Genomic DNA, 23,520 nt, shown 5'->3' with positions numbered 1-23,520 from the left:
CCAGGTGGTTTTCTGTAATATTATGCCTATTTGCGTAAAGAAAAGAGCAGAAAACAGCCTCAGCCTTTTTCTGCTCCGCATCATATTTTTGATAAATTATTTTTTATTCAAAATATCAGCAATGTCACCAATTCCCTTTTTTCCAAAGTATACTTTTTCATCGTTGAGGATCATACAGGGGACACTCATCACTTTATACTTTTCCTTCAGTTTTGGAAAATGTGCCAGGTCAAACATTTCGGCCTCCACGTATTCGGATACAGCGGCGGCCTTCTGCGCGGACATGACCGTCTCCGGGCACATGGTACAGGACAGGGATACCAGGACCTTTATATTGACCGGACTGTCCAGCTTTTCCAGTTTTTCTCTGATTTCCTGTCCAATCGCCTGCCCCGGTCCTGCCACATTGTAAAGGGCAATAATAAAGGAATTAAATTCATGGCCTCCCGGGACTCCGTGGAACCAGATCCCGCTGCTTCTGCCGTCTGGGTAACACACCTCTATGGAGGGCAGGATGCGGCCTTTTGCCGATTCCTCATTTCCTGCCTTTTTCCAGGTCAGTTTATCACTGACACCTTCCAGTTCCCGCAGAAAGCCAAGGATCTCACCTGACAAGGGTTCCTCATTGAGCCAGGCTTTTAGCACCACAGGCTGCCTGAACTTTCCAAATACCTCTTGGAGCTGTCCTCTTATGGCATCATTGAGAAATCCTTCCCCGCTCCCCTCATGGGCCGCAGCAGACTCTGCTTTTTGAGGCTGCGGTGTGTTTCTCTCTGTAACCAGCTCGGGAATCCCTAATTTCTTGTGCAGTTCGGATACTTCTTTTTCCAGGGATGTAGCAGCAGCGGCCCCGTCCGATACCGCAGTCACAACCTGGCGCAGAGCTTTCACACATACATCCCCCGCTGCGTAAACACCGTCCAGATTGGTCTTCTGGCTGTGGTCTGTAAGCAGATATCCATGGGGATCCTTTTCCACCTCCGCACCGATCCAGTCTGTATTGGGTACATATCCGGCAAATACAAAAACACCGAATCCGGGATCCTCCCCTGCCTCGTGGACCCACTCTTTTTGTGTTCGGTTATTTCTGAATCTGGCATAAGTGACCATATCCCGGCCCCCCACTTCCAATAGCTCTGTCTCAAAAAGGACCTCTATATTCCCAAAATTTTTCAGCTGGTCAGAAACCGTCCCGGCACAGGAAAATTCTTTCTTCCGCACAACTAAGGTCACCTTTTTCGCATATTTTGTAAGGAAAATCCCTTCCTCCACAGCAGCAAATCCGCCTCCGATGACAAAAACATCCAGGCCGGAGAAAAATTCACCATCACAAGTGGCACAGTAGGCAACACCTCTGCCCTGAAACTCCCGCTCTCCTTTAAATCCCAGCTTCCGGGGATTCGCACCGGTCGCCAGGATCACGCCCAGAGCCTTATATTCCCCTTTGGTGGTGTGCAGGACCTTGATATCTTTTGCAAGCTCCATGTCAAGTACCTGGGCAGCCGCAAATTCTGCGCCGAACTTCTCTGCCTGACGGCGCATGTTCCCTGTCAGCTCTTTTCCGCTTATTTTTTCCACTCCCGGATAATTCACGATCTCAGAGGTTATGGTGATCTGTCCGCCAATCTCCGCTTTTTCCAGAACGATAACTCTGTATTTGGCACGGGCCATATAAAGAGCGGCAGAGAGACCTGCCGGACCGCCTCCGACGATTGCCAGGTCATATAGATCATTTTCTGTCTGCATGGCATCTCCTTTCTTATTGAAAACCCTCCGCACCTCAGGACGAGATGGGAGGGTTCTGTTTTTCTGAGAATGCTCAGATCAATCCAACTAAGTCGAGGCTCGGTTTCAGAGTTTCTGCACCTGGCTGCCATTTTGCAGGGCAAACCTGGTCTCCGTGTTCAGCTACGAACTGAGATGCCTGCACGCGGCGGAACAGTTCATCCGCATTCCTTCCGACATTGCCGGCGATCACTTCATATGCAACGATCTTTCCTTCCGGGTTCACAATGAAGCTTCCCCGCTCTGCCATACCATCCTTCTCGATCATCACCTCAAAGTCTCTTGTCAGAGCACCGGTGGGGTCTGCCAGCATAGGATACTTGATCTTTTGAATGGTTTTGGATGCGTCATGCCATGCTTTATGCACAAAATGGGAATCGCAGGAGACACTGTAAATCTCACATCCAATGCCTTTGAACTCTTCATATTTATTTGCCAGGTCTTCCAGCTCTGTGGGGCAAACAAAGGTGAAGTCAGCAGGATAGAAAAAGAATACACTCCATTTTCCAATCACATCTGCCTTTGTTATTGTTTTAAAATCCCCGTCCGCATAAGCCTGGACAGTAAAGTCTCCGATTTCTTTGTTTATTAATGACATATATTACCTCCTAGTGATGTATTGTTAGTGATGTACTGTTTTCCAGTGCTCCATCTGTCATGTTTCTGACCGGATGGAGCACTAGTCTTATTATTGTCTGTATGGTGTCAAATCATTCCCGGCATTTCTTCCACATCCTCCGGGGTGCAGCCAGTCTATGAAATACTTCTGACTCCAATAAGACGGAAATCATGTATGCGATTTGATTGTGTATGGTTGACAGCTAGTGGTTAGTGGTTAGCAGTTAGTTATTACTAACTATTTGTTAATATAACACACTTGCTTTTCAAAAGCAAGTGGATATATTAGGAAATTTTTTCATTTTCTGCGGGTCACCATGACAATCGTGATCCCCAACATCACCAGTGCAGCCATCCATAAGGGTACCATGCCGTCATAATAGCGCGCACCGCTGTCCAGATGATAATAACGCACATAACAGACCAGACTGATGACCGCCGCTATACCGATCACAATTATAAATACAACAGCCGCGCCCCAGGAAAAACATTGGCAGGAATACAGAGCATTGATTTCAGCCAGAGCCAGCATCGCCCACCCCACGATCAATAACAGTTCTGTGGTCACCGGCCTTTTAAAGCAAAACAGGGTAACTGCCAGCAAAATAAAATACACTGCGATTCCGCCCCACAATATAATGCCGCCGGAATACAATTCTCTGTAACGGGGTACCGCCTCCATACCTCTCAGTAACACAATAACCGACAAAAGCCCCGACACCGCCGCAGGCAGGAGCAGCCAGCCTGATCTCATTCCTTTGACAGGATTCTCAGGCCGAAACGCCAGCAGCCACCACGCCAGGTAAAAAACACAGCAGACTATAAGCAGCACATTTCCAATAAGTATCTGTTTCGGATATGTTTCGTAACGGATCAGTCCCATGCTTATTCCCTCTCTCTCTGCACTGTTTAAAAGCAGAATGCATCTTATGTTTTTTGATGTTCCTTTATTTTCATCGTTTTCCGGCTCCGCGCGCTGTCCTGCCCGTCCGGTATCTTTTGTTTTATTATACCACAATTTTGTTTTTTAAGAAAACCATAAGATGTTCCTTTGGTTCTATTGATTTTTGCTGAAAAATGTTATATCCTTTTATAAGTTAGCAAATTCTAACGTACATAAATAAAATACATATTTTTATGAAAGTTTCTCTACGAAAGGAGCAATCATTTATGCACTGCACGCGAAAATTGAATGACACAATAAGCTGGGTAGGCGGCAATGACCGCAGACTGGCACTTTTTGAAAACCTGTTTCCCATACCGCGGGGTGTTTCTTACAACTCCTACCTGATCACAGATGAAAAAACAGCATTGATCGACACAGTGGATGCCTCTATTACCCATCAGTTCCTGGAAAATATTTACTATGTCCTGGACGGACGTCCTCTGGACTATCTGATCATCAATCACATGGAGCCGGACCACTGTGCCAATATCGAAGAACTTTTGCTGCGGTTCCCTGATCTGAAAGTTGTGGGGAATGCCAAAACTCTGGCATTTGCCAAACAGTTTTATGACACAGATCTGGATGGCAAGACCATCACCGTAAAGGAAAATGATTCGATTTCCCTTGGTGCGCATACGCTGCGTTTTTATTTCGCACCTATGGTACACTGGCCGGAAGTCATGGTTACTTATGAGGAAAGCGAAAAAATCCTTTTCTCCGCAGATGCTTTCGGAAGCTTCGGTGCACTGAACGGACATTTGTTCAGCGATGAGGTGGATTTTGACAAAGACTGGCTGCCTGATGCACGGCGCTATTACAGCAATATTGTGGGAAAATACGGCGTTCAGGTCACATCCGCGCTGAAAAAACTGTCCGGACTGGATATCCGTATGATCTGCCCTCTCCACGGCCCTGTCTGGAGAGAAAACCTGGAGTACCTCCTGGACAAATATGCCCACTGGAGCAGTTATCAGCCGGAAGAACAGGCTGTGGCACTGTTTTATGCTTCCATGTACGGAGATACGGAAAACGCTGCCAACATACTGGCCGCCGGACTGGCAGAAGCAGGCGTGAGAAATCTGGCTGTCTACGATATCTCAAACACCCATATCTCCACTTTGATCGCAGAGGCATTCCGCTGCAGCCATCTTGTGATCGCGTCACCTACTTACAACGGCGGGATCTATCCGGCCACTTTGAATCTGCTCCATGATATGAAGGCCCTGAATCTCCAGAACCGGACCATTGGTCTCATAGAAAACGGCACCTGGGCACCGACCAGTACCAAACAGATAAGAACATTACTGGAAGAAATGAAGCAGATGCAGATACTGGAACCTGCAGTCACCATCAGATCCGCTTTGAAAGGGGATTCTATGGACAAGCTCAATGAGCTGAAAGAAAGTATTCTTGCCTCCCTTCAGGCAGATGCAGAATAGACCAAAGATAATGATCGGGCATCCGCTGTAAAGCGTATGCCCGATCATAAATTTCATGGCTGCATTCTTCTGCAGAAACTTAATTTTTATTAAACTACCTTATTCATCTGCTCCATGATTTTTTTCGTTTTCCAGTCTTTTGACAGGCGGCCGGCCAGCAGGATACACAGTAAAACCGCCACAGCGGAAATCATGAAAAAGGCCGGATAGTCAAACTGGTATTTGTGGCCAAAGGCCCTCATATCGGACTGCCTATACAGATACCGGAGTACAGGAATGGAGCAGAAATATGCCAGTACCGCGCCACAAAGCCCAAGCATGGTATTTTCAAATATCATCATGCGGCGGATCATTTTTACACTCATGCCTATGGCACGGAACATGCAGATCTCCTGTGTTCTTATCTGCATCCGGTAACTCAGGTTATTGATTATGTTTATCAATACAAGGATAAAAGAAATCACTGCGATCCCTGCCACATATACCATCTGTTTCCGGAAAAGCACCTCATTTTTTTGGATATCAGAAATCATACTCCGGGTGGATATCCCCTGAAACTGATTGCCAAGCTGAATCAGCTTCCGTTCCAATTTATCCCGGTCTTTCTCTGTCAGGTCCTCCTCTCCGTCCATGTATATGCGCTGGAAACGACTGTCCGGGCACAGCTTCTGTACCTGATCATCGCTGGTGATCAAAAGCGGGTACACGGTAATGTTGCAGTCATACATGTAGGCAAAGGAAACGACCGCTGCCACTTTATAAGTTTTGTAACAATACTGGGCCTCTGTATCGGTCAACTGTTCATACGGCAATTGCCCGGTGTCAAAATCTTTGCGGTACTTGACCTGGATCTCGTCCCCTGCCCGGTACTGCATCAGCGGGGTACCTTCCTTATAATTTCCGGGATACGGATTATTCTTCGTGTCATCCATGTGCAGGATGGAAAGAATGATCTCATCATCTTTTAATCCGTTTTCATCAAAATTCCCGTCTATCACATATTTCTTTAATTCCGACAATGCATTTTTATTGTACCCATAGATAAGCGATTTAAAAATCTGATCCTTCCCGTCATTTCCGGCGAGGGGATACCCCTGATATTTCAGGAACGCTTCATTCCTCTCCTTATAATAGGCATCATTTCTCTTGATCTTTTTATCATCGATCACACGAACCGGGATTCCGGCCTGGGTCTTTATACTGCGGAACCCCTCCAAAGAGGATATCTCTTCTGCGCACTCCCTGGATACCCCATCTGCCGTACTGTTTATATGCAGTGTCCCCATCTCGTACTGCCCGTTTAAATAATACATCTCTGCCGTATCTTCCCGGTAGTGTTCTGCTATCTTTGTCTGATAGGCCAGACCTGTAAACAAGGTAACCCCGGCACATATGGTAAGTATAACAAAAATTGAAGTCTTTTTCTCCTTTAAAATATATTTGCTGCCAAGTGAGAACAATGTATATGCCCTTCCGTGTCTGTCCTCGTTTCTTTTCCAGTGAAAATGACGCATGAACAGGACACTCAGGTTCACTTTATTCCCATGGTTGGCGATCAGATCCGGCACCGGCTCACGTACGATCTTTTTCCCTGTAAAATATCCCACAAGTCCGATCAGAAGTGCAATGACTGCGATGCAGACCGCGATCTGCCAAATGGGGATAACAGGTGCAAATGAAATTTTTTTATTATTCAGATAAATTTCCTGACTGCTGTCTCCTGATAATTCGGAAATAAGCAATGCAATGCCAATACCCAGGATTCCTCCTACCGGAATGCTGAGAAGATATATCTCATACATTTCCGACAAAATAAGCCTCCTAAGCTGGCCTGCCTGCATACCCACCGCCCTCAGGATCCCATATGGATTTCTCCGCGACATCATAGTGATCTGAAATATCCCATAAAAGACGATCATAGTGATCAGAAGCAGTACACTGATAAACTTAAAGTCAGTCAGCCATAACCCCTGAATATCTTCCCTGCCGGGACATTTCTTCACCTGCTTTTTCTCTATGCCCAAATCCCTGCAGACTTTGCTTACTTCTTTATCGTAATCCGTTCCATCCCGGAAACGGACATACACAGAAAAGCTGTCCTCTCCCCCGGACTTTATAGGTGCATAGAGCGTTTTGACCCCGTATTTTTTATTGCTCGGCACATCCGACAGGATCCCGACTACTTTATACGTCTCTGTACGGTTTTCCTTTTCGCTGTATATCTCCACTTCCTGCCCGCATACGGGTTCTATCCCCATATTTAAAAGTGCCCAGCGCTCTGCTGCCACTTCATGCTCCGTCTTTGGCAGTCTTCCCTTTTCTACGATGGCGGTCAGCGTTATAAAGCGGCTGTCCCCCCGCTCCAGGCGATTGTCCTGAAAATCCTTCTGATATTCCGGATACTCCAGCTGCTTCACTGCATACCACTCCAAATCCGGGTCAGAAGCCAGCTTTTCCACCTTGCTGCCATCAATTTCATTTATGCTGCAGTCAGAATCCGTAAAAAGCATCTTACCCTGAATATTTTCCATCTTATGATTCGTGTGGACCAGGATCAATAAGGATGTGATCAGCGTTACACTGAGTACAAAGCAGGATAATAAGGCAAGGGTATTCTTTTTATAGCTCCTCATAAAACGATGCCGCAGACATAACCTGCTGTCTGCCTCTTCCTGTCTTTCCATTGGTCTCCTCCCCATCATCAAACTATTTTTCCATCCTCGATTCGGACGATCCTGTCAGCCATCTGCGCAATCTCTTCATTGTGGGTGATCATAACGATTGTCTGATGGTACTGCTCACTGGTCACTTTCAGGATTCCGAGTACATCCTGGCTGGTTTTAGAGTCAAGATTTCCGGTAGGCTCATCAGCCAGGATCACGGATGGCTTAATTGCCATTGCCCTGGCAATCGCCACCCTCTGCTGCTGTCCGCCTGAAAGCTGCCCCGGCAGGCTGTCGCATTTCTTTTCCAGTCCCAGTATCCCAATAATATCCTGGATATACTTTTTATCCACCCTTTTATTATCCAGCTTCAGCGGCAGAATGATATTTTCCCACGCATTCAGCATGGGGATCAGATTAAACTGCTGGAAAATAAACCCTATCTTTCTTCTGCGGAAAATAGTCAATTCATCGTCACTGAGCTGTTCCAGCTGTTTCATATCCATGATCACGCTTCCGCTTGTGGGAACATCCAGGCCGCCCAGCAGATTAAGAAGGGTGGATTTACCGCTGCCCGAGGTCCCAACAATTGCCACAAACTCCCCTTTTAAAACAGTCAGGTTCACACCGTCAAGGGCCGTCACCTCCGATTCCCCGCTGCCGAATACTTTCCTTAGATCTTTTGCCTGTAAAATCACCATGATTATCTCCTTCACGCAAAATAGCCTGTATTATTACAATACAGACTATACCATAAAAATATTTCCAACCCGTGTCAGGAATATATCAGAACTGACACATTATCCTCTGTATAAAAAAACGGAAAAGACGGAGCCTTTATCCGGCTCTGATGAGACCTTGATATATCCCCTCTCCCTGCGCAGCACTTCTCTTGCAAAGTACAGGCCAATCCCCACTCCCGGCTGCTCCGCAGCTTTCCTGGAACGGTAAAAACGTGTAAAGACAGAGGCCTGCTCCTGCTCTGCGATTCCGATTCCTGTGTCTGCCACATCCAGACGCAGAAACATGGAATATAAGACTACATGCAGCGATACGGTTCCTCCTTCTGGTGTATACTTTATCGCATTGTCCACAATATTTCCCACGGCTTCTATGGTCCACCTTAGGTCAAACTCTGCCTCTTCCCCGGAGTCATCTATTACAAGGGTGATCCCCTTTTGCTGCGCCTTGGGTTGAAACTGTCTGTTAATGGCAGACAAGACTTCCCGGATACAGCATCTTTTTGGTTCCAGTTCCAGAATGCCGTTTTCCAGCCGTGACAGCTTTACCAGTGATCCTATGAGAAAATCCAGTTTGTCCACCTGGTCAATGACAGCTTCAATCTCCTCCGCGATATCCTCTTTTACAGAGCTGTCCCCTGCTTTCCATTTTTCCTGCTGTTCTCCCAGCAGTTCCGCATATATTTTAATATTTGCAATGGGCGTGACTGTCTGATGTGAAATATCAGAGATCAGAGACTGGATCCGCTGTTTTTGTTCAGCCAGCTGAACAGAGGACAACTGGCTGTCATTCAAGAACCGCCACATGGCACTCTCCAGTTCCGAAATCCCCGTATCCATAAGCTTTCCCTCTGAAAAAGTACCTGCAACCGCATCCTCCAGCATTTCCTGCAGGCGCCTGAGCAGTTTTTTCTCGCGCAGTCTGCAGGCCGCTATGACAGCGGCCAGCATTGCCAGAAGGCAGATGATAATACACACGCAGATTCCTATGATAACCGTTGTATTCATGTCCTTTTACCCTTTTCCTGCCGCTCCCATGCGTAGCCAATGCCATAAACCGTTTTAATATAAGACGCCGGATGCTCCGATTCCCGCAGCTTTCCCCGCAGCCTTTTTATCACCACAGTAAGTGCATGTTCCTCCACAAAATCCGAATCACCGGACCATATTTCATCCGTCAGGATTTCTCTTGTTAAAACCGCGCCGGGGTTTTCCACCAATTTCCGCAGGAGTCTCTGTTCGGTCCGGCTCAGTTCCACGGGGCTGTCATCCACCCGGAAAACCATTTTCCGAAAATCAAAATAATAATTATCTGTCTGGAAGATCTCCGGACTTTCAGCCTCCGTTTCCCTGAACTGGACTTCAATCCTTGCCCGAAGGACCATCAGGCTGAAAGGTTTTGTGATATAGTCGTTTGCCCCCAGCTGCAGACCTGTCACAATATCCATCTCCATATTATTCGCTGAGATGAGGATCACCGGCAAGGCACTGCGCTGCCGAATCTCCACCAGCCAGTCCATCCCATTTCCGTCCGGCAGATTAATATCCAGCAAGATCAGATCTACCTTTTCCTGCTCAAGTGCTGCCTTTCCGTCAGTGACAGATTCACACTGCAGACAGTGATACTCCTGCCCTTTGAGGGCAAGACGGATTCCATTATTCAGTTTCCGGTCATCTTCCACAATCAATATATTTTTTTTAGAATGCGTATCCATTTAGTCTCTATTCCCCGCCTTACTTCACCGCCCAGGCGGTGCATTTATTTTTTATTGATTTTATAGACGGAAATCGTCTTATTACTTCTCACAAGTCTTTATAGGAAGCGGCAGAAACCCTTGATCTTCAAGGCTTTTGCCGCCTCTGTTTATACCACGCCGTATCTCTTTACAAGCCCGCTTTTGGAGCAAGGGCGGCAAAATAGCGTCAAAAATTCAGGCGCATGAACAGGAGGACGACATGAAAAACGAGCTTTTAGACAAGGGTATTATACTCCCGTCCGGCGAAATCGGCAAGGATAAGATAAACCTTGTAGCCGGGGCAATCACGCAGCCATTCGCAGAAATGGTTAGTCAAAATAATTTATATTACCGTTATACCGTCTTTCGTAATGGTGAATATTGGGTGAATATTTAGCCGTAGGAATTGACAAAAATCCTTGCGAAGCGTATGATAACATTGATATATAACTTAGTTATTAACGGGAGGACAATTATGCCACCAAAAGTTAAGATACCCAGAGAAGCTATTATTGAAAAAGCATTTGAACTGACAAAAGCATATGGTTTTGAAAAAGTAACCGCGCGCTTGCTTGCCAGTGAATTAAAATGCTCTACTCAACCAGTGTTTCATGCTTTTCGCAATATGGAAGAACTAAAGGAAGAAGTTTACAAAAAAACGCAAAAACTATTTGAAGAAACCATGTTACAACACCCCTCTGATACAGAAACTCCCTATTTTTTAAGTATGGGACTAAAGTATGTGGAACTGGCTCAAAATGAAAAAAATCTGTTTCAGCTTCTATGTATGTCAAATAGCGGGACAAGACTTGAAAGCCTTTACGATTTGGCTAAGCACGTTCCTATTCCGATTGAACCAGAAGTGTTTGTAAAAACATGGATATTTACGCATGGTATCGCAACGATTGTTTCTACGAACACAACGAACATTGCACCCGAAGAAATAAGGCAGCTACTTACAGAAGCATGTGCAAGTTTCAAGTTATATCATAACGAAAATAATGGAGGTTAGGGAAATGAAGCATAAGAATATATGCTATGATAACCGCTATAAATATAAACTAAATATGCTTGAACCGGGGCTTATTATGATGAAAATCATTGGCGCATTGTTTGTATTTGGCATTATATTTTGGGTGGCAAAGTGGCACTGGTTATCTATCATTTTTTGGTTTTTATCAGGAATTATGTTTGCCGTTTTGTTAATCTTAGTAGCCATTGAAGCACATCAAGATAATGTGTTGAATGATATTGCCATGCGAGAAAATAATGAATTGGAGAAAAAATATGAAACCAGATAGAAATTATGTATTTACAGAACGCGCACACTTTATGTGTCCTAATATGCACTTTGGGATTATGGCAAAAATAGAAAGCAATTATGATGAAGAACGGCTAATACAAAGCATAGACACTTTGCAGAAAGCGCACCCCTTTCTGCAAAGTTTAATCGCAGAGGAAACAGATACTGGTAGAATTTATTATCAGATACAAGATTACTTGAATATCCCTGTAATGGTAAAAGAAGAAGTTGCTTTGTGGCAACCGGATTATGAAGAAATATCCGTCCGTGGGTGGAATGTCAAGAAAGAATGTCTGCTAAAAGTAGCGGTTTATCCAAAAGGAAGTGAATTTCAAATACTTTTTATTGCCCACCATCTTTTGTGTGACGGCAGAGGGCTTTTACAACTGGTGGAGGAATTTACAGCACATTATGCTAACGGAGTAATGCCGCAATTTGCCCCAGAACACGTAATTCAAGGCTTAAACGACCTTCCCCCCAATAGCGATTTACCTTTTATCAGCAAATTGATTATAGGCGACGCAAACAGGAGGTGGAAAAAAGAGGGGCAGCAAGTTATGTATGAGGAATATAGCGCATTTGAAAGAGCCTATATTCAAAAACACAAAATAAAGCGGGAAATTCTCACCGTCTGCAATCGGGAGTTAGAAGAAATACTGGTTTTATGCAAACAACAGAATATTACTGTAAATGACTGGCTGATTGCAAAGATGATGTTGGAAGAAAATACAGATAAGGTGCTGATTGCTGCCGATATTCGTAATCAGACAAAATGCTACAAACAAGGGGCAATGGGAAATTATTCTACTGCTTTTAGCGTTTCCGTCAAAAAGAACGGGGAAGATGTTATTACCCTTGCAAAGCGCGCAGCGTCACAAGTTATAAATATGTGCCAACACCCACAGAAAGAAATGCTTGTGCTTGCCTGTTATATACATATGCTGCCAGAACTGATTGACGCTGTTGCAATATCTACATTAGGAGACTTTGCAAGTAAAGCGGGAACATTTGTAGGAAGAAATATGTTTGGATATGGTTCACAAAACAGTTATAGTATTACCAATTTAGGAAAAATTCAAAGCAATATAATTGCAGAAGCTGTTTTTATACCTCCTGCTTCACCTGCTAATAAAAAAACATGGGGCGTTCTAACGGTAAATAACCATATGAAAATATGTACATCAAATTTGATTGCAGAAAGGTAATATTCTAATGCAGAAAACAAAATGGATACGTTGCCCTGTTTGTGGAAATAAAACAAGGTTATAAATACAGACAGATACAGAACTGAAAAATTTTCCTCTTTATTGTCCGAAATGCAGACTATGGCGGTTTATCTCTCCCCGTCGAGTTAGTGCGTCAAACGGGCGGCAGAACAGATTTTTTTACCGCTGCCACAGGAACTGGCAAAGCCGCAAAAACATAGTGTTTATGCGGTTTTTCCAGTTCCTGGTATCCATTTTTTGCGGTGTGGTGAGCAGATTATTCTACTATTTTTTATTATAATTCACAGAGATAAAATCCGCAACATTTTATGGAATTGCGGCAGTTTACCGGAATGCATGTCAATGCTCTCTATGCGGAAGCCCTCTCAGTATAAAAACAGAAAAAAAGCCGCACAGCAGCAGGACTACTGTACTTTTCAATATGTTTCCTACAGTGGTTATATGGTAGCCGGACAGGTTAAAGACAGCCATTATGGGATAATAATTTTTCAGGATGTTGGACATACCTGCCAATAATCCGGCAAAAGAATAAATTTCAGTGTACACTAATGCAAGCCAATACCCTTTTTTCATGCGCGACACCAACGCAATAATGGGGGAGACCGCAAGGAATACACCTACACCGTCCAGAAAATATTCTTTCAAAGAACCCATAACCAAAGCAGCCGACAGATCAGAAAAATGCAGAACCGCCTCTGTCAAAAATGTGATAGCAAAAAGCAGTAAATAAAGAAGGATGCTGAACAGAAATGTGATCATCATTTTGGCTATGGTTAATTTTGCTTCGTCCACGGGGATCAGCCGCAGGGATTTCATAGTGTCCTCCTGCTCTTCACGGCAGATCATATAACTGCCCAAAAGAGCAATGACCGCCGGCAGAACAAAAAAGGTTGCCCATGGCTGAACTTCATCCATATACCAGGCCGGGTTGTCGATCAACCGGACTCCATCATGCACAGCTTTTAAACCATATTGCACATCCGGCCCCTCATACACATCCAGCCCTCCTGCAAAGACAATCACTGCTGCCATGACTGCTGCGAAAATTGTGATCCAAACAATATTGGAACGGCGAAGCTTCTGACGTTCCGCCCAGAGTAATTTTATCATGATCCACCCCTCACATCCTTCTTTGAAGCGATATATTTGCTAGTAATACAGCCCCGATATCCCATACAAAGATGCATAGAAACGCCAGCGGGATGTTGATCGCCTGTGTAAATAAAATGCCCGGAACAATGCCGTTCCGCATGATGATAACCGTCATGCTGGATAACGGGTGCACATACATATTTACCGGAACTATAATAAAGCCGATAAAAACGTAAACCAAGGTTACACAAACCGGAAGGATATATCCTTTCTGGGACGCAGCAACTGCCAGGACCGGCAGCATTGCCAAAGCGGTGAGCACACTATTCTCTAAACACATTTTCAGCAAAAGCAAAGCACTCCCCCATTCAAATGCAACACAGCCGGAAAGTGCGCTGGAGATGACGGAGGCAGCGGTTGTGATCAGCATAAAACATACAGAATAAATCAATACCACAAAAAATTTACTGAAAAAGTATTGCATTTTACCCACTGGTACGATCCACAGTTGTTTTAGCATATCATATTGATTTTCATCGTACATAAGCATGGTGCACAGTATTCCCAAAATAACAGGCAGAATGACCAAAAGGGTATAATTAAGGGCGGACCATCTGTAAAACTGAAAGGGATCTACATTGGTTTTCCCCAGGTATTTAAAATATAACAGCGCGAAAAAAGGCATGATAAGAGCAGCAGGCAGCATCAGCCATACGAGTTTTCTGCGGCGTAGTTTCATAAATTCTGTTTGGATCAGATTAAGCAATGCCTTCCCCTCCCGTGATCTTTTTGAAATAGTCCTCCAAAGAATCGTTGTAGAGACCGGAGCCGATAACTGCCACGTCCTGTACGACAAGGGCCTTGTTGATGGCCGCTATATCCAGAGAGGTATCATAAAGCCGTATCGTATGGTCATCCTGAACAGAATAGTCTTTTAAGCCGAACTGACGCTCTAAGATCAGTGACGCTTTCGGAATATCTGATACCTGCAGCAGGACATATCTGCGATTTTTCTTTTCCAGTTCCCTCATACTGCTTTCTTCCAAAAGAATGCCCTTGTCAATGATGCCGATATCATCAGCCAATAAGGAGATTTCCGAAAGGATATGGCTGGAAATAAGTATTGTCTTTTCACACATCGTGCTTAAATTCTTAATAAATTCTCTCACTTCCGCAATTCCGATAGGGTCAAGACCGTTGGTTGGTTCATCCAAGATCAACAGCTCCGGTTCATGCAGAATAGCGTTGGCAATACCAAGACGCTGCTTCATTCCGAGAGAATACTTGCCAAACAGTTTTTTGTCTTTATAAGGCAATCCCACTACTTTCAGTGCGTTCTCAACTGCATGTGGAGCGGCTGTCCCCCGCAGTTTGGAAAAGATCTCCAGATTTTCCGTTCCCGTCAGATTGGGATAAAATCCCGGTGTTTCAATCATTGCACCAATACGGGGAAACACTCGTTTTTCCTGCCCTTTGATATTTTTGCCGAATACATCCACCTGCCCGGAAGTGATGGGTGTTAAACCCAAGATCATTTTCATGATCGTGGTCTTCCCCGCTCCGTTACGCCCTAAAAGACCGTAAATGCGGCCTCTTTTTACATGGAGACTGACATTGCTGACTACTGTCTGCTTTCCATAAATTTTTGTCAGCTGCTTTGTTTCAATCACAAAATCGTTCATATGATATACCTCACTTTCCATAAAATTGTTTTTCTAATGTGATACCCGTTATAATAGCAGAAACAATTACAAGGAAAAGTATAAAACATGAACCTTGCCAAAACCTTGCCGGAATCTTGTTTTAACCTTGTTTTGACCACCAGGAAAGCCCTGTAGTATCACAGGGCTTTGGGCAGTAAAATAGTAAATGTAGTTCCTGCGCCAGTTGTGCTGGCTGCTGTAATGGTTCCTTTGTGGGCACTTACAAGCTCTTTTGCAATAGAAAGCCCAAGGCCGTTTCCTTTGGCGGACCGGGAGCCGTCGCACTGATACATCCGTTCAAAGATATGAGGGAGGTCATCCTCCGGGATCCCTTTTCCATTATCTGTTACCGTAATCTCTGCCTGCCGGGTATCCTCTGTCATCCGCAGCATCACATGATCCGCCTCGCTGTGGATCATCACGTTTTGCAGCAGGTTGTTGAGGATACGGGTAAATGCGTTTTGATCAGCCGAAATCTCATACTCTGTTTCAGGTATCTCAATGTCATAATTTAAACCGGCACTTTCCATAACAGGAATCCACTCAGCAATAATATTCCTGGTCAATTCATTGATATCCATACGTTCAAAATGAAATATCTGTTCCCCTGCATCCAGCTTTACCCATTCAAACAGGGTTGTGACAAAATCTTTTAGCCGATACGCATTACCACAGGCAACATGGATATACTCCTCTTTTTCCTGCCCGGTCACCAGTCCGTTTTCGACAGCTTCCAGATAACCTACAAGTGAGGCCAGCGGGGTCTTCACGTCATGAGAAAGGCTTGTCATTAAACGCTTATATGCCTGCTCTGCCTGTTTTTGCTGAATCAGCCTGGATTGGCTGCTGACGGCAATCTCGTTGATATCATAACAGATCTGTTTTGTCATATCGTTCTCCCAAGCCAGAACACGACGGTTGAGATTGCCTTTTTTCAAATCCTCCAAAGCCTCTTTGATCAAAGAGAGTTGTTCCCTGATGCGGCGCAGCTTCAAAAGAAGATACAAGATCAAAAGCAGGGCTAGGCCAAATCCCAAAAGAAGATAACCATTCATATCCATATTCATGCCTCCCTGTTAAAACGATACCCCACACCCCGCACGGTCTGGATATAATACGGATGCTCTTGGTCCGGTTCAATCTTCTTTCGGAGTTTGCTGATAAAAGACATGATATTACTGTCATCAAAAGCGTAGTCCTCCTCCCAAACCTGGGTATAAATCTGTTTTTTGGTAAAGACCCGCCCTTTATTTGCCGCCAGAAAGAAAAGGAGGTCAAATTCTTTTCCCGTAAGTTCCGCCATATTGTCATGCACAGTGACAAGACGGTTTGTTTTGTCAATGACCATACCTTTCAGCGTCATACACTCCGTGTCTGTCTCCATGGTCGGGTTCAAGGTGGTATAGCGGCGGATAAGAGAATTGACACGTGCCATCAGTTCATTGATACTGAAAGGCTTCGTCAAATAATCATCCGCACCAAGCCGCAGCCCGGAAACTTTATCCTCCTCTTCGTTTCTGGCAGTAAGCATCAGTACAGGGACATTACTTGTCTCTCTGATCTTTTGAAGGACCTGAAAACCGTCCAGGTCAGGCATCATAACATCCAGAATGACAAGGGAAAGACTGTCCCGGTTTTCATCAGCCAGCCGCAGCCCGGCCACACCGCCGGGAGCCGTGACAGCAGATAAATTTTCCTGCTCGGCGCATTTTTTCATTAGGGCGCATAGCTCTCTGTCATCGTCTATGATCAAAACTTTCTTCATGCTTTGTTCCTTCCTTTGCTTTGACTGCTATAGTCCTTTTTAGCCTACAGGGTCATAAATTTTATAGCACTTATTATATTTCTTTTGCCGGAAGAATACAAGACTTCCTTCCCTATTAACTGCTGCTCCGGATAATTTTGCTAGGTTTTATACCAACAAAAGCATCATCACCTAAAGTGCTATGAATTTTCCGTCTTGTCATCATAGGGCAGAAATTTCGTTCAGATTTCCCTTTTTACAAACCTGTAATATGCCGATCGAGAATACACATTCTACCAATTGATAGAGAACATTCAGGAAAATAAATAGCAAGAGAAGTACCATACGATCCATTCCAAAAGGCATATAGTCATGAATCGCAAGAGACAATGTTTTCTGGATGGCTTTGGCAGTCAAAATGCTGGGGAAAAGTGTAAGAATAAACGCAGTCCACATCATAGGACGGTAAATGTGGATCAGCATTTTGCGGATTTCCTTCTGACTGTACCCTAAAAGATCCAGTATGGATATATCCCTTTGGTTATCCTGAAAATTGAGATACAAGGCAAGAAAAAGCAATATGCACCCAATGACCGCGCCAATCACCTGATTTATGACGGCACTTGTTTTATTAGATGTAGCATCCCGCTCCAGCCCTTGTTTAATCTGGGTTTTGCTGACTGTGGTCCCGTCCTCTGACACCGGACTCATACTCCACACACCATTGTAGCTTCCTATTGGAGCTTTGATATCTTTTGATAACGCAGATGCATTTACATACACTGTATTCCGCTGTGCGTTTTCAGCGATCCCGCGGACGGTATAGCTTGTTGTGATACTGTCTATGGTAACGGTAAGGTCATCGCCCATATGGACATCATAGAGCTCGGCAAGCGCAGGGTTGATATAGATTTCCTCGGGTTCCGGTACCGGTAATGTCTTGCCTGTTTTATCCATTAATTCAAATATATTCCCCAGACTGTACACTCCATAAACACTTTGCTCTATCTCCCGTTCTCCAGTCTCTATCACGGAATGACAAAACAGATACGGCAGTGCATCAGCCGGAAGCCTCTCCTCTTTGTATTTCGTATAACCGGTGTTGTACTCATAGTGATGTCCTTTTGTCTGCGAATCCAGAATCATCCGGCTGCTGATATTCAGTGACCGTCCCAGAATAAAACAGACATTGCATACCATTACAGCGGCAAAGATCAGAATTACTGCCAGAGGTTTCCGGAGGGCAATACGCAGCGGAAACTTATCCCTCACGGGAATTATTTTCACAATCCGTTCTGCGGCAGACAATCCGCCTGATATCTTCTGCTTCGCTGTTTTTCCGGCAATGAGTGATCCGGGCTCTTTTCCGCGGACAAAGAAATAACTGAGAAAAGCTGTAAGACAAAAGATGATCGTACCTCCCAGGCCAATGGTTGTAGTCATAGGAGTGACTGCTCTTATCAATCCGCTTACGGAACATGTCTTCTCATTAGCCCGGATCAGGATATCAGAGAGAAAATATCCGCAAAACATACCGGCCCCGGCACCTATCAAAGCTATACAAGCAGTAAAGAAGACAAAAAATGTACATAAGACACGGTCTGTAAAACCCAATGATTTCAGACAGCCCATCTGCTTTTTAGATGAGCGGAAAAAGCGGTAGAAAAACATGATAAAAACAAACGCAGTAAGCATCGTCATAGCCAAAAGAAAAACAAAAGCTAATCTAGTGTTGGAAAGCAGGGCCTCCTTGTACTTTTGCTGATTTTCATTTAAAGAAGACAGGGAATCCAGCATCGCCATATTTCCGTCAATGGAGAATTTTACAAAGAAAAAAGAAAGAGACGTAAGGCAGGTCAGGATAAATAGAAGGAGAACAAATACTTTATTCCGCCCGATCTGTTTCGCTAATTGCTTATATAATAGAGCCATATCTTACCCCCATACCATATTTCCGGCTGTGATCGGATGTTCGTTCTGAATATCACTTTGTATCATACCATTTTTCATTGTAATGATCCGGTCAGCCGTCTTAGCAATCTGCGGGTTATGTGTTGTGAAAAGAATGGTCATGCCAAACGCAGACTGCAGACTGTGCAAAAGTTCCACCACATTTTTACTGTTCTCCTCATCCAGAGAGCCGGTTGCCTCATCGCAGAACAGAAGCCGGGGACTTTTGATCACAGCACGTGCAATGGAGGTCCTCTGCTGCTGTCCCCCGGACAATTCAGCCGGGAACTTGTTGAGCAGTTCTTCCAACTGAAGGATCCGCACCAGACGGTCAAATGACAGGGAGGGTTTATGGGGGCAGATACCAATCTTTATATTCTCCTGTACCGTCAGATTATCCAATAATAAATAGTTCTGAAATACATTTCCTACGTCCATGCGTTTCCAGCTTGCAAGCTGCTTTTCGCTCAAATCACTTATGATGGTATTTTCACACCAGACTCTTCCGGTGGCAGGCTTTATCAGCCCGGAAAGTATATTTAGAAGAGTGCTCTTTCCCGAACCGCTGGGACCGAGGATGGCAGTAAACGTATTTTCATGGATCGTAAGTGTAATTCCTTTTAAAACCTGTTCTTTTCCAAAGTCTTTTGTCAGATTCTCCGTTTTCATAATAATTTCCATATGCATATCTTCCTCTCTACTCATTGCTCATGTCCTTCTTTCTGTTTTGCAGTAATTCATTGATGATCCTGACCTCCTCTTTTGTCCGATAGAGGTCTATGAGATAGCCTACTAAGTAGATAGCAAAAACCATAAGGATCAATACCCATATGGGGGTACTTTGAAACCAGTGAAAAAAAGCACCTGCCATAAGGGTGATAGCCATGGTATAACTGATGTCTATCAAAATTTCCAAAACCGGATTTTGGATATCAAATCTATGGAGCACAAGAAATCCTAAATGCATGAAGGTACTTAACATTGTAACTTCAAAGATTGTATTGATACAGATGGCTTTCCCGCCATACATCATTGCAACGATTGAAAGCACAAGCAGGATAATGCCCGTGGATGCCATAATATTTATAACAACTTTTTTCATCTGTCCATCCCCTCCTGCAATTTGCATTTAATATTCACCAGATATTTTCTGGAGACATTCAGCCGCTCCCCGTTTTTTAATGTTGCTTCCATACGGCTGTTTAACAGAGGGCGCACAAAATCCAGCACATGGATATTGAGGATACATGATTTACTGATCTGAACAAATCCAACCGGGGACAGCGTTTCTAATAATTGATAAAGACGCAGATCTGTACGGTAAACTTTGTTTTCGCAGTAGATAAAGGTACGTTTATCCACGCTCTCAACATAGTAGATATCTGAGGCATTCAGTAACATCTCCTTCCCTTCAGCGACACATCGAATCTGTGTATCCGTTGACCGGACTAACGCTATAAGCCTCATTACTTCCCGGTTCATTTCCGGAAATTTAATGGATACCTCAATTTCTTTTTGAGCTGTAACTTCTTCCAGCTTGAGTAACAATGTGGTACCTCCTATTATTTATGGGTATTAGATTCCATAGCACGGAGTGCTGCCCTGTGAATATTGCGTCCTAATTATCCGTTGTTTTTGGACATCCGGGGGACAGCACGCGGCTTATAAGGAGTATATACATTGGCTGTGGAAAAGGCAATTGGGAAATAACTGAAATACAAAATAATAAGACTGACATGCAGAAAAAAGGAAAATAACATGGACGATTTTTCTGAACTGAACTAAAAAACGGCTGTCTCTTCCAAATGAAAGAGCAGCCGTCTTTATCATACTGAGACTATACAATTGAATTTGAATAACATAAGGGGTCAGACAATCAGCATGCATCTGGAAAAAACGGGCGGTGCAGGCTGTCATCATAGCTTTTTCTTCTGATCATAGCAGCTGTTACCGAATATTATTCGTTCTCTTTCTATTACATCCAGTTTGTATGTACTCCTTATACCCAATATGGCATACACTTTTTTAAGTTTTTTAATCAACCTATTTGTTATACAGAATATAACGGCTACTTTCAGCGTCTAATAACGCAAAGCCGCATGATAATAGCGTTTTTTATGACGCCCTATTCTCTTTGTCAATATCGGCAGTAATTCTCCTTGCATTTGGAAACGAAAACACTTTATGTACAAGTAGTGTCACCATTTCCTTACCCAAACCATTTCCAAGATACGACTCTTCTCCTATCAAATAGTCAATTCCATATGAACCCGAGATGGGCATTGTCCCAAAATCCTCATCTTTGCTATCTTCACATTTATAGTATTGGCATAACCCAATCGGGCACCCTTGAGACAGTGCGATGAGATGTGTTAACCATTGAAATTCTCCATTGCGCTCTTTCAGTTCATATATCCAATCACTAATTGTAACACCCAGATGCGGTATTTCATACCACCTTTTCACATGTTCCCTATTCAGCCAATTTTCAACTAACGATATATCATCATCGATTAACAGTCTTAGTTCTAACATCCTATTCACCTACCATCTTCTTTTCTTATCCAGCTACGTCGCCTTTCCAATAAAATATTCCTAGATTAGCCCGGTAAATCTAAATGGAAACTATTAAATTATCCCATTAGATTCCTTTTCCCCCTTCCGACTGCTTTATTCCATCCTGCAACGAGCCCCCTGCCATGCTGTGCTTTTACAAAATAGGCACCCAGTACTCGATGAGACTTTTCCCTTCCCCATCTATCTCTTCTCCATATCGGGCGAAATCATATCTGGCGTTTTCGTTTAACCGGCAGGTAGACTGCGGAAGCCATTCTTTATAGATATAATCTGCCACCGGCTGAAGACTGTCCTCATTTTTTGCCCTAAAGCTGAATACAATATATTTTGCAGCCGGAAGTTCCATTGCCTGCATCCCTCTAGGGACTACTTCAGCCTGTTCAACCTCCGATGCGGCAAAATAGTCAAAGGCCGGCTGTGTCTCTGCATGAAAATCCCATTTCGTATAATCGTTTAATCCTATCAGGAAATCCGTGTTCTTTCTGCCTGAGATCTTATCCTTCTTTGCATGGAGTTTATGCCAGCATTGGCCGATGACAGAAAAGCCAAAACGAGTGTTCTTTCTGTAACCCACCAATCTGATCATACCACTTTCAACCGTCCTGATTTCCATGATCTTATCCCCCTTTAATACTCTTTTACCATCGACTGTAAATTTTAACTGGAATGGATGGAATTCTCTTTTTTTCCTGAATGCCTGTGGGCTGCATTGAAATAATGTTTTGAAGCCAACCGTAAAGGATTGCTGTGTTTCATAACCGGCAATCAGGGCAATCTCCAGGATCTTCTTATCCGTAAATATCAATAACCGGGCCGCCTCAGTCAGTCTCCGCCTTTTGATATAACTGTGTATAGACAGCCCCACAACATCTGAAAAAATCCTGCTTAGATGATATTTGGAGTAACCGGATACCCTGCAAAGGCTGTCCAAATCCAGCCGTTCCTCTAAATGGTCATCAATATATGAAACGACCTCCTGAATGATATCTATATTCGTACTCATGTTTCTGAACCTCCCATACCTATTCTACCTTATTGCCAGAAAGAGTTTTCACAATTCTTGCTTTCTTTTCTTGGCCAAGGTAGCTAATACGGCAAGCACTTCTACTTCAGTTACTTTTATCTGTACAAAGAAGCTGGAGAAACAACTCCATAGCCGGTGTTATCCATTTGTTTTTATGGTAATTACAAACCGTCCCAATCTGCTTGTTTCGTATAACTGTAGGAATTTCTCGGACAATTCCGGCATTTAATTCCTCCTCAATAGTGAAACGAGGTAGATATGCAATGCCTAAATTTCCTTTCACGAGCTGTTTTATTGCTTCGGTACTGATAAGATCAACTTCATTATCTAGGACAATATCATATTCCTCAAGATATTCATTGAATTTTTTATAGTAATAACTGCTTTGGTCTGCAAGAAGGCACAGAGTCTTTCGCTGATTTGGAGTAATAAAGTCGGCTTCATCTTCATCAAGCCGTAGACTGCCCACCAATATAAATTCATATTGCCGCAATCGTTCTGTCACAACAGAATCACCATAGCCCCCAATGTCATAATGTATGCCAAGATCGACGCTTCCATTGAGTACCTGCGTTCTGATTTCATAACAATTTGAAGATTGTAAGGACAGCCTAACATTTGGAGCGTTTTGTCGAAATTGCATTAATGTCTGTACCATTTGATACGAGAGTAATGTCTCCGGCATTGCAACTCGTAATGTCCCGGTCAATTCTTTATTTGATTTCCCGTAGTTTTCCATCTGTTGAATGGCATTTAATATGTTATCAATATAAGGAATCAGTTCTTTACCGGCTTGTGTGAGTTCCATTTTACGACCTATCTTTTCAAACAACTTTACAGAAAGATCCTGCTCTAATTGCTGCATTTGCAGGGTAATCGTAGATTGTGCGTAATTTAGGTGTTCTGCTGCCTTTTGAAAACTCCCCGTTTTCAATATGGCTTTAAAGGTCTTTAGATATTTTAATTCCATATAC

General features: G+C 43.8%; 24 protein-coding genes and 1 pseudogene. 6 read left to right on the top strand and 19 right to left on the bottom strand.

Annotation, left to right across the window (positions count from 1 at the left end; genetic code table 11):
- Positions 1-96: 96 nt before the first annotated feature.
- The 3 genes from C6P39_RS22760 to C6P39_RS22750 all read right to left on the bottom strand — a co-directional run bounded on the left by C6P39_RS22760 (position 97) and on the right by C6P39_RS22750 (position 3,286).
- Positions 97-1,746, bottom strand: coding sequence for an FAD-dependent oxidoreductase (locus C6P39_RS22760; RefSeq protein ID WP_104805297.1), 1,650 nt, complete (start codon positions 1,744-1,746; stop codon positions 97-99).
- Between the two features lie 73 nt (positions 1,747-1,819).
- Entirely contained in the window at positions 1,820-2,383 is a 564-nt protein-coding gene (gene ahpC, locus C6P39_RS22755; RefSeq protein WP_095176413.1) for an alkyl hydroperoxide reductase subunit C, read from the bottom strand.
- 318 nt (positions 2,384-2,701) lie between these two features.
- Complete coding sequence (locus tag C6P39_RS22750; RefSeq protein ID WP_104806029.1) at positions 2,702-3,286, bottom strand: hypothetical protein; 585 nt, start codon at positions 3,284-3,286, stop codon at positions 2,702-2,704.
- 287 nt (positions 3,287-3,573) lie between these two features.
- Between C6P39_RS22750 and C6P39_RS22745 the strand changes: the two genes are divergently transcribed.
- Positions 3,574-4,788: an FprA family A-type flavoprotein gene (locus C6P39_RS22745; protein WP_104805296.1), complete on the top strand. Its 1,215-nt coding sequence runs from the start codon at positions 3,574-3,576 to the stop codon at positions 4,786-4,788.
- An 89-nt stretch (positions 4,789-4,877) separates the two neighbouring features.
- Here the strand turns inward: C6P39_RS22745 and C6P39_RS22740 are convergent, their stop codons facing one another.
- From C6P39_RS22740 to C6P39_RS22725, 4 genes are all read right to left on the bottom strand, one after another.
- Complete coding sequence (locus tag C6P39_RS22740; protein WP_158661673.1) at positions 4,878-7,472, bottom strand: ABC transporter permease; 2,595 nt, start codon at positions 7,470-7,472, stop codon at positions 4,878-4,880.
- Between the two features lie 17 nt (positions 7,473-7,489).
- Positions 7,490-8,152 carry an ABC transporter ATP-binding protein gene (locus tag C6P39_RS22735; RefSeq protein WP_095176407.1) on the bottom strand — a complete coding sequence of 221 codons (663 nt, stop codon included), beginning with the start codon at positions 8,150-8,152 and terminating at the stop codon, positions 7,490-7,492.
- Between the two features lie 99 nt (positions 8,153-8,251).
- A complete protein-coding gene (locus C6P39_RS22730) occupies positions 8,252-9,199 on the bottom strand; it encodes a sensor histidine kinase (protein ID WP_104805294.1) in 948 nt (315 codons plus the stop codon).
- On the bottom strand, positions 9,196-9,906 hold the full coding sequence (locus C6P39_RS22725) for a response regulator transcription factor (RefSeq protein ID WP_104805293.1): 711 nt from the start codon (positions 9,904-9,906) through the stop codon (positions 9,196-9,198). Before C6P39_RS22725 ends, C6P39_RS22730 begins: the two co-directional genes overlap by 4 nt.
- A gap of 241 nt (positions 9,907-10,147) precedes the next feature.
- On the opposite strand from C6P39_RS22725, the gene C6P39_RS27605 reads away from it, so the two are divergent.
- The 5 genes and pseudogenes from C6P39_RS27605 to C6P39_RS28220 all read left to right on the top strand — a co-directional run.
- Entirely contained in the window at positions 10,148-10,324 is a 177-nt protein-coding gene (locus C6P39_RS27605) for a hypothetical protein (RefSeq protein ID WP_158661672.1), read from the top strand.
- Between the two features lie 78 nt (positions 10,325-10,402).
- Positions 10,403-10,939: a TetR/AcrR family transcriptional regulator gene (locus C6P39_RS22720; protein WP_095176400.1), complete on the top strand. Its 537-nt coding sequence runs from the start codon at positions 10,403-10,405 to the stop codon at positions 10,937-10,939.
- A gap of 4 nt (positions 10,940-10,943) precedes the next feature.
- Positions 10,944-11,228, top strand: coding sequence for a hypothetical protein (locus C6P39_RS22715; protein WP_104805292.1), 285 nt, complete (start codon positions 10,944-10,946; stop codon positions 11,226-11,228).
- Positions 11,215-12,435: a hypothetical protein gene (locus C6P39_RS22710; protein ID WP_104805291.1), complete on the top strand. Its 1,221-nt coding sequence runs from the start codon at positions 11,215-11,217 to the stop codon at positions 12,433-12,435. The genes C6P39_RS22715 and C6P39_RS22710 overlap by 14 nt, the downstream gene beginning before the upstream one ends.
- A gap of 7 nt (positions 12,436-12,442) precedes the next feature.
- A pseudogene (locus tag C6P39_RS28220) lies at positions 12,443-12,583 on the top strand (cysteine-rich KTR domain-containing protein); the annotation flags it as partial.
- Positions 12,584-12,795: 212 nt separating this feature from the next.
- Here C6P39_RS28220 and C6P39_RS22700 read toward each other — a convergent pair.
- The 12 genes from C6P39_RS22700 to C6P39_RS22645 form a co-directional block, all read right to left on the bottom strand.
- Entirely contained in the window at positions 12,796-13,566 is a 771-nt protein-coding gene (locus C6P39_RS22700) for an ABC transporter permease (RefSeq protein ID WP_104805290.1), read from the bottom strand.
- Positions 13,567-13,576: 10 nt separating this feature from the next.
- A complete protein-coding gene (locus C6P39_RS22695) occupies positions 13,577-14,314 on the bottom strand; it encodes an ABC transporter permease (protein WP_104805289.1) in 738 nt (245 codons plus the stop codon).
- Positions 14,307-15,230, bottom strand: a complete 924-nt coding sequence (locus tag C6P39_RS22690; protein WP_104806028.1) for an ABC transporter ATP-binding protein — start codon at positions 15,228-15,230, stop codon at positions 14,307-14,309. The genes C6P39_RS22695 and C6P39_RS22690 overlap by 8 nt, the downstream gene beginning before the upstream one ends.
- A gap of 158 nt (positions 15,231-15,388) precedes the next feature.
- Positions 15,389-16,312, bottom strand: a complete 924-nt coding sequence (locus tag C6P39_RS22685) for a sensor histidine kinase (RefSeq protein WP_104805288.1) — start codon at positions 16,310-16,312, stop codon at positions 15,389-15,391.
- Positions 16,313-16,314: 2 nt separating this feature from the next.
- Complete coding sequence (locus C6P39_RS22680; RefSeq protein ID WP_104805287.1) at positions 16,315-17,016, bottom strand: response regulator transcription factor; 702 nt, start codon at positions 17,014-17,016, stop codon at positions 16,315-16,317.
- Between the two features lie 201 nt (positions 17,017-17,217).
- On the bottom strand, positions 17,218-18,927 hold the full coding sequence (locus C6P39_RS22675; RefSeq protein ID WP_104805286.1) for an FtsX-like permease family protein: 1,710 nt from the start codon (positions 18,925-18,927) through the stop codon (positions 17,218-17,220).
- Positions 18,928-18,930: 3 nt separating this feature from the next.
- Entirely contained in the window at positions 18,931-19,650 is a 720-nt protein-coding gene (locus tag C6P39_RS22670) for an ABC transporter ATP-binding protein (protein WP_242987112.1), read from the bottom strand.
- Positions 19,643-20,047 (bottom strand): DUF3021 family protein, encoded by a 405-nt coding sequence (locus C6P39_RS22665; protein ID WP_158661671.1) that lies wholly within the window; start codon positions 20,045-20,047, stop codon positions 19,643-19,645. The genes C6P39_RS22670 and C6P39_RS22665 overlap by 8 nt, the downstream gene beginning before the upstream one ends.
- Positions 20,044-20,493, bottom strand: coding sequence for a LytTR family DNA-binding domain-containing protein (locus tag C6P39_RS22660; protein WP_167398052.1), 450 nt, complete (start codon positions 20,491-20,493; stop codon positions 20,044-20,046). The genes C6P39_RS22665 and C6P39_RS22660 overlap by 4 nt, the downstream gene beginning before the upstream one ends.
- A 567-nt stretch (positions 20,494-21,060) precedes the next feature.
- Positions 21,061-21,480, bottom strand: a complete 420-nt coding sequence (locus C6P39_RS22655) for a GNAT family N-acetyltransferase (RefSeq protein ID WP_242987111.1) — start codon at positions 21,478-21,480, stop codon at positions 21,061-21,063.
- Between the two features lie 175 nt (positions 21,481-21,655).
- Positions 21,656-22,525 (bottom strand): AraC family transcriptional regulator, encoded by an 870-nt coding sequence (locus C6P39_RS22650; RefSeq protein WP_104805284.1) that lies wholly within the window; start codon positions 22,523-22,525, stop codon positions 21,656-21,658.
- A gap of 106 nt (positions 22,526-22,631) precedes the next feature.
- Positions 22,632-23,516, bottom strand: a complete 885-nt coding sequence (locus C6P39_RS22645; RefSeq protein ID WP_104805283.1) for a LysR family transcriptional regulator — start codon at positions 23,514-23,516, stop codon at positions 22,632-22,634.
- Between the last annotated feature and the right edge of the window lie 4 nt (positions 23,517-23,520).

It is taken from the genome of Blautia marasmi (assembly GCF_900258535.1).
Classification (GTDB): Bacteria; Bacillota; Clostridia; order Lachnospirales; family Lachnospiraceae; genus Blautia; species Blautia hominis.
The sequence above is the reverse complement of the archived record's forward strand: the minus strand, read 5'-3'. Positions and strand labels throughout refer to the sequence as shown.

What these genes read in the sequence shown, in the direction of transcription:
- C6P39_RS22680 (WP_104805287.1), bottom strand. Translation starts at nt 17,016, where the DNA reads ATGAAGAAAGTTTTGATCATAGACGATGACAGAGAGCTATGCGCCCTA.
- C6P39_RS22685 (WP_104805288.1), bottom strand. Translation starts at nt 16,312, where the DNA reads ATGGATATGAATGGTTATCTTCTTTTGGGATTTGGCCTAGCCCTGCTT.
- C6P39_RS22730 (WP_104805294.1), bottom strand. Translation starts at nt 9,199, where the DNA reads ATGAATACAACGGTTATCATAGGAATCTGCGTGTGTATTATCATCTGC.
- C6P39_RS22665 (WP_158661671.1), bottom strand. Translation starts at nt 20,047, where the DNA reads ATGAAAAAAGTTGTTATAAATATTATGGCATCCACGGGCATTATCCTG.
- C6P39_RS22710 (WP_104805291.1), top strand. Translation starts at nt 11,215, where the DNA reads ATGAAACCAGATAGAAATTATGTATTTACAGAACGCGCACACTTTATG.
- C6P39_RS22735 (WP_095176407.1), bottom strand. Translation starts at nt 8,152, where the DNA reads ATGGTGATTTTACAGGCAAAAGATCTAAGGAAAGTATTCGGCAGCGGG.
- C6P39_RS22670 (WP_242987112.1), bottom strand. Translation starts at nt 19,650, where the DNA reads ATGAGTAGAGAGGAAGATATGCATATGGAAATTATTATGAAAACGGAG.
- C6P39_RS22645 (WP_104805283.1), bottom strand. Translation starts at nt 23,516, where the DNA reads ATGGAATTAAAATATCTAAAGACCTTTAAAGCCATATTGAAAACGGGG.
- C6P39_RS22675 (WP_104805286.1), bottom strand. Translation starts at nt 18,927, where the DNA reads ATGGCTCTATTATATAAGCAATTAGCGAAACAGATCGGGCGGAATAAA.
- C6P39_RS22750 (WP_104806029.1), bottom strand. Translation starts at nt 3,286, where the DNA reads ATGGGACTGATCCGTTACGAAACATATCCGAAACAGATACTTATTGGA.
- C6P39_RS22700 (WP_104805290.1), bottom strand. Translation starts at nt 13,566, where the DNA reads ATGATAAAATTACTCTGGGCGGAACGTCAGAAGCTTCGCCGTTCCAAT.
- C6P39_RS22690 (WP_104806028.1), bottom strand. Translation starts at nt 15,230, where the DNA reads ATGAACGATTTTGTGATTGAAACAAAGCAGCTGACAAAAATTTATGGA.
- ahpC (WP_095176413.1), bottom strand. Translation starts at nt 2,383, where the DNA reads ATGTCATTAATAAACAAAGAAATCGGAGACTTTACTGTCCAGGCTTAT.
- C6P39_RS22760 (WP_104805297.1), bottom strand. Translation starts at nt 1,746, where the DNA reads ATGCAGACAGAAAATGATCTATATGACCTGGCAATCGTCGGAGGCGGT.
- C6P39_RS22715 (WP_104805292.1), top strand. Translation starts at nt 10,944, where the DNA reads ATGAAGCATAAGAATATATGCTATGATAACCGCTATAAATATAAACTA.
- C6P39_RS22740 (WP_158661673.1), bottom strand. Translation starts at nt 7,472, where the DNA reads ATGGAAAGACAGGAAGAGGCAGACAGCAGGTTATGTCTGCGGCATCGT.
- C6P39_RS22655 (WP_242987111.1), bottom strand. Translation starts at nt 21,480, where the DNA reads ATGTTAGAACTAAGACTGTTAATCGATGATGATATATCGTTAGTTGAA.
- C6P39_RS27605 (WP_158661672.1), top strand. Translation starts at nt 10,148, where the DNA reads ATGAAAAACGAGCTTTTAGACAAGGGTATTATACTCCCGTCCGGCGAA.
- C6P39_RS22745 (WP_104805296.1), top strand. Translation starts at nt 3,574, where the DNA reads ATGCACTGCACGCGAAAATTGAATGACACAATAAGCTGGGTAGGCGGC.
- C6P39_RS22720 (WP_095176400.1), top strand. Translation starts at nt 10,403, where the DNA reads ATGCCACCAAAAGTTAAGATACCCAGAGAAGCTATTATTGAAAAAGCA.
- C6P39_RS22725 (WP_104805293.1), bottom strand. Translation starts at nt 9,906, where the DNA reads ATGGATACGCATTCTAAAAAAAATATATTGATTGTGGAAGATGACCGG.
- C6P39_RS22650 (WP_104805284.1), bottom strand. Translation starts at nt 22,525, where the DNA reads ATGAGTACGAATATAGATATCATTCAGGAGGTCGTTTCATATATTGAT.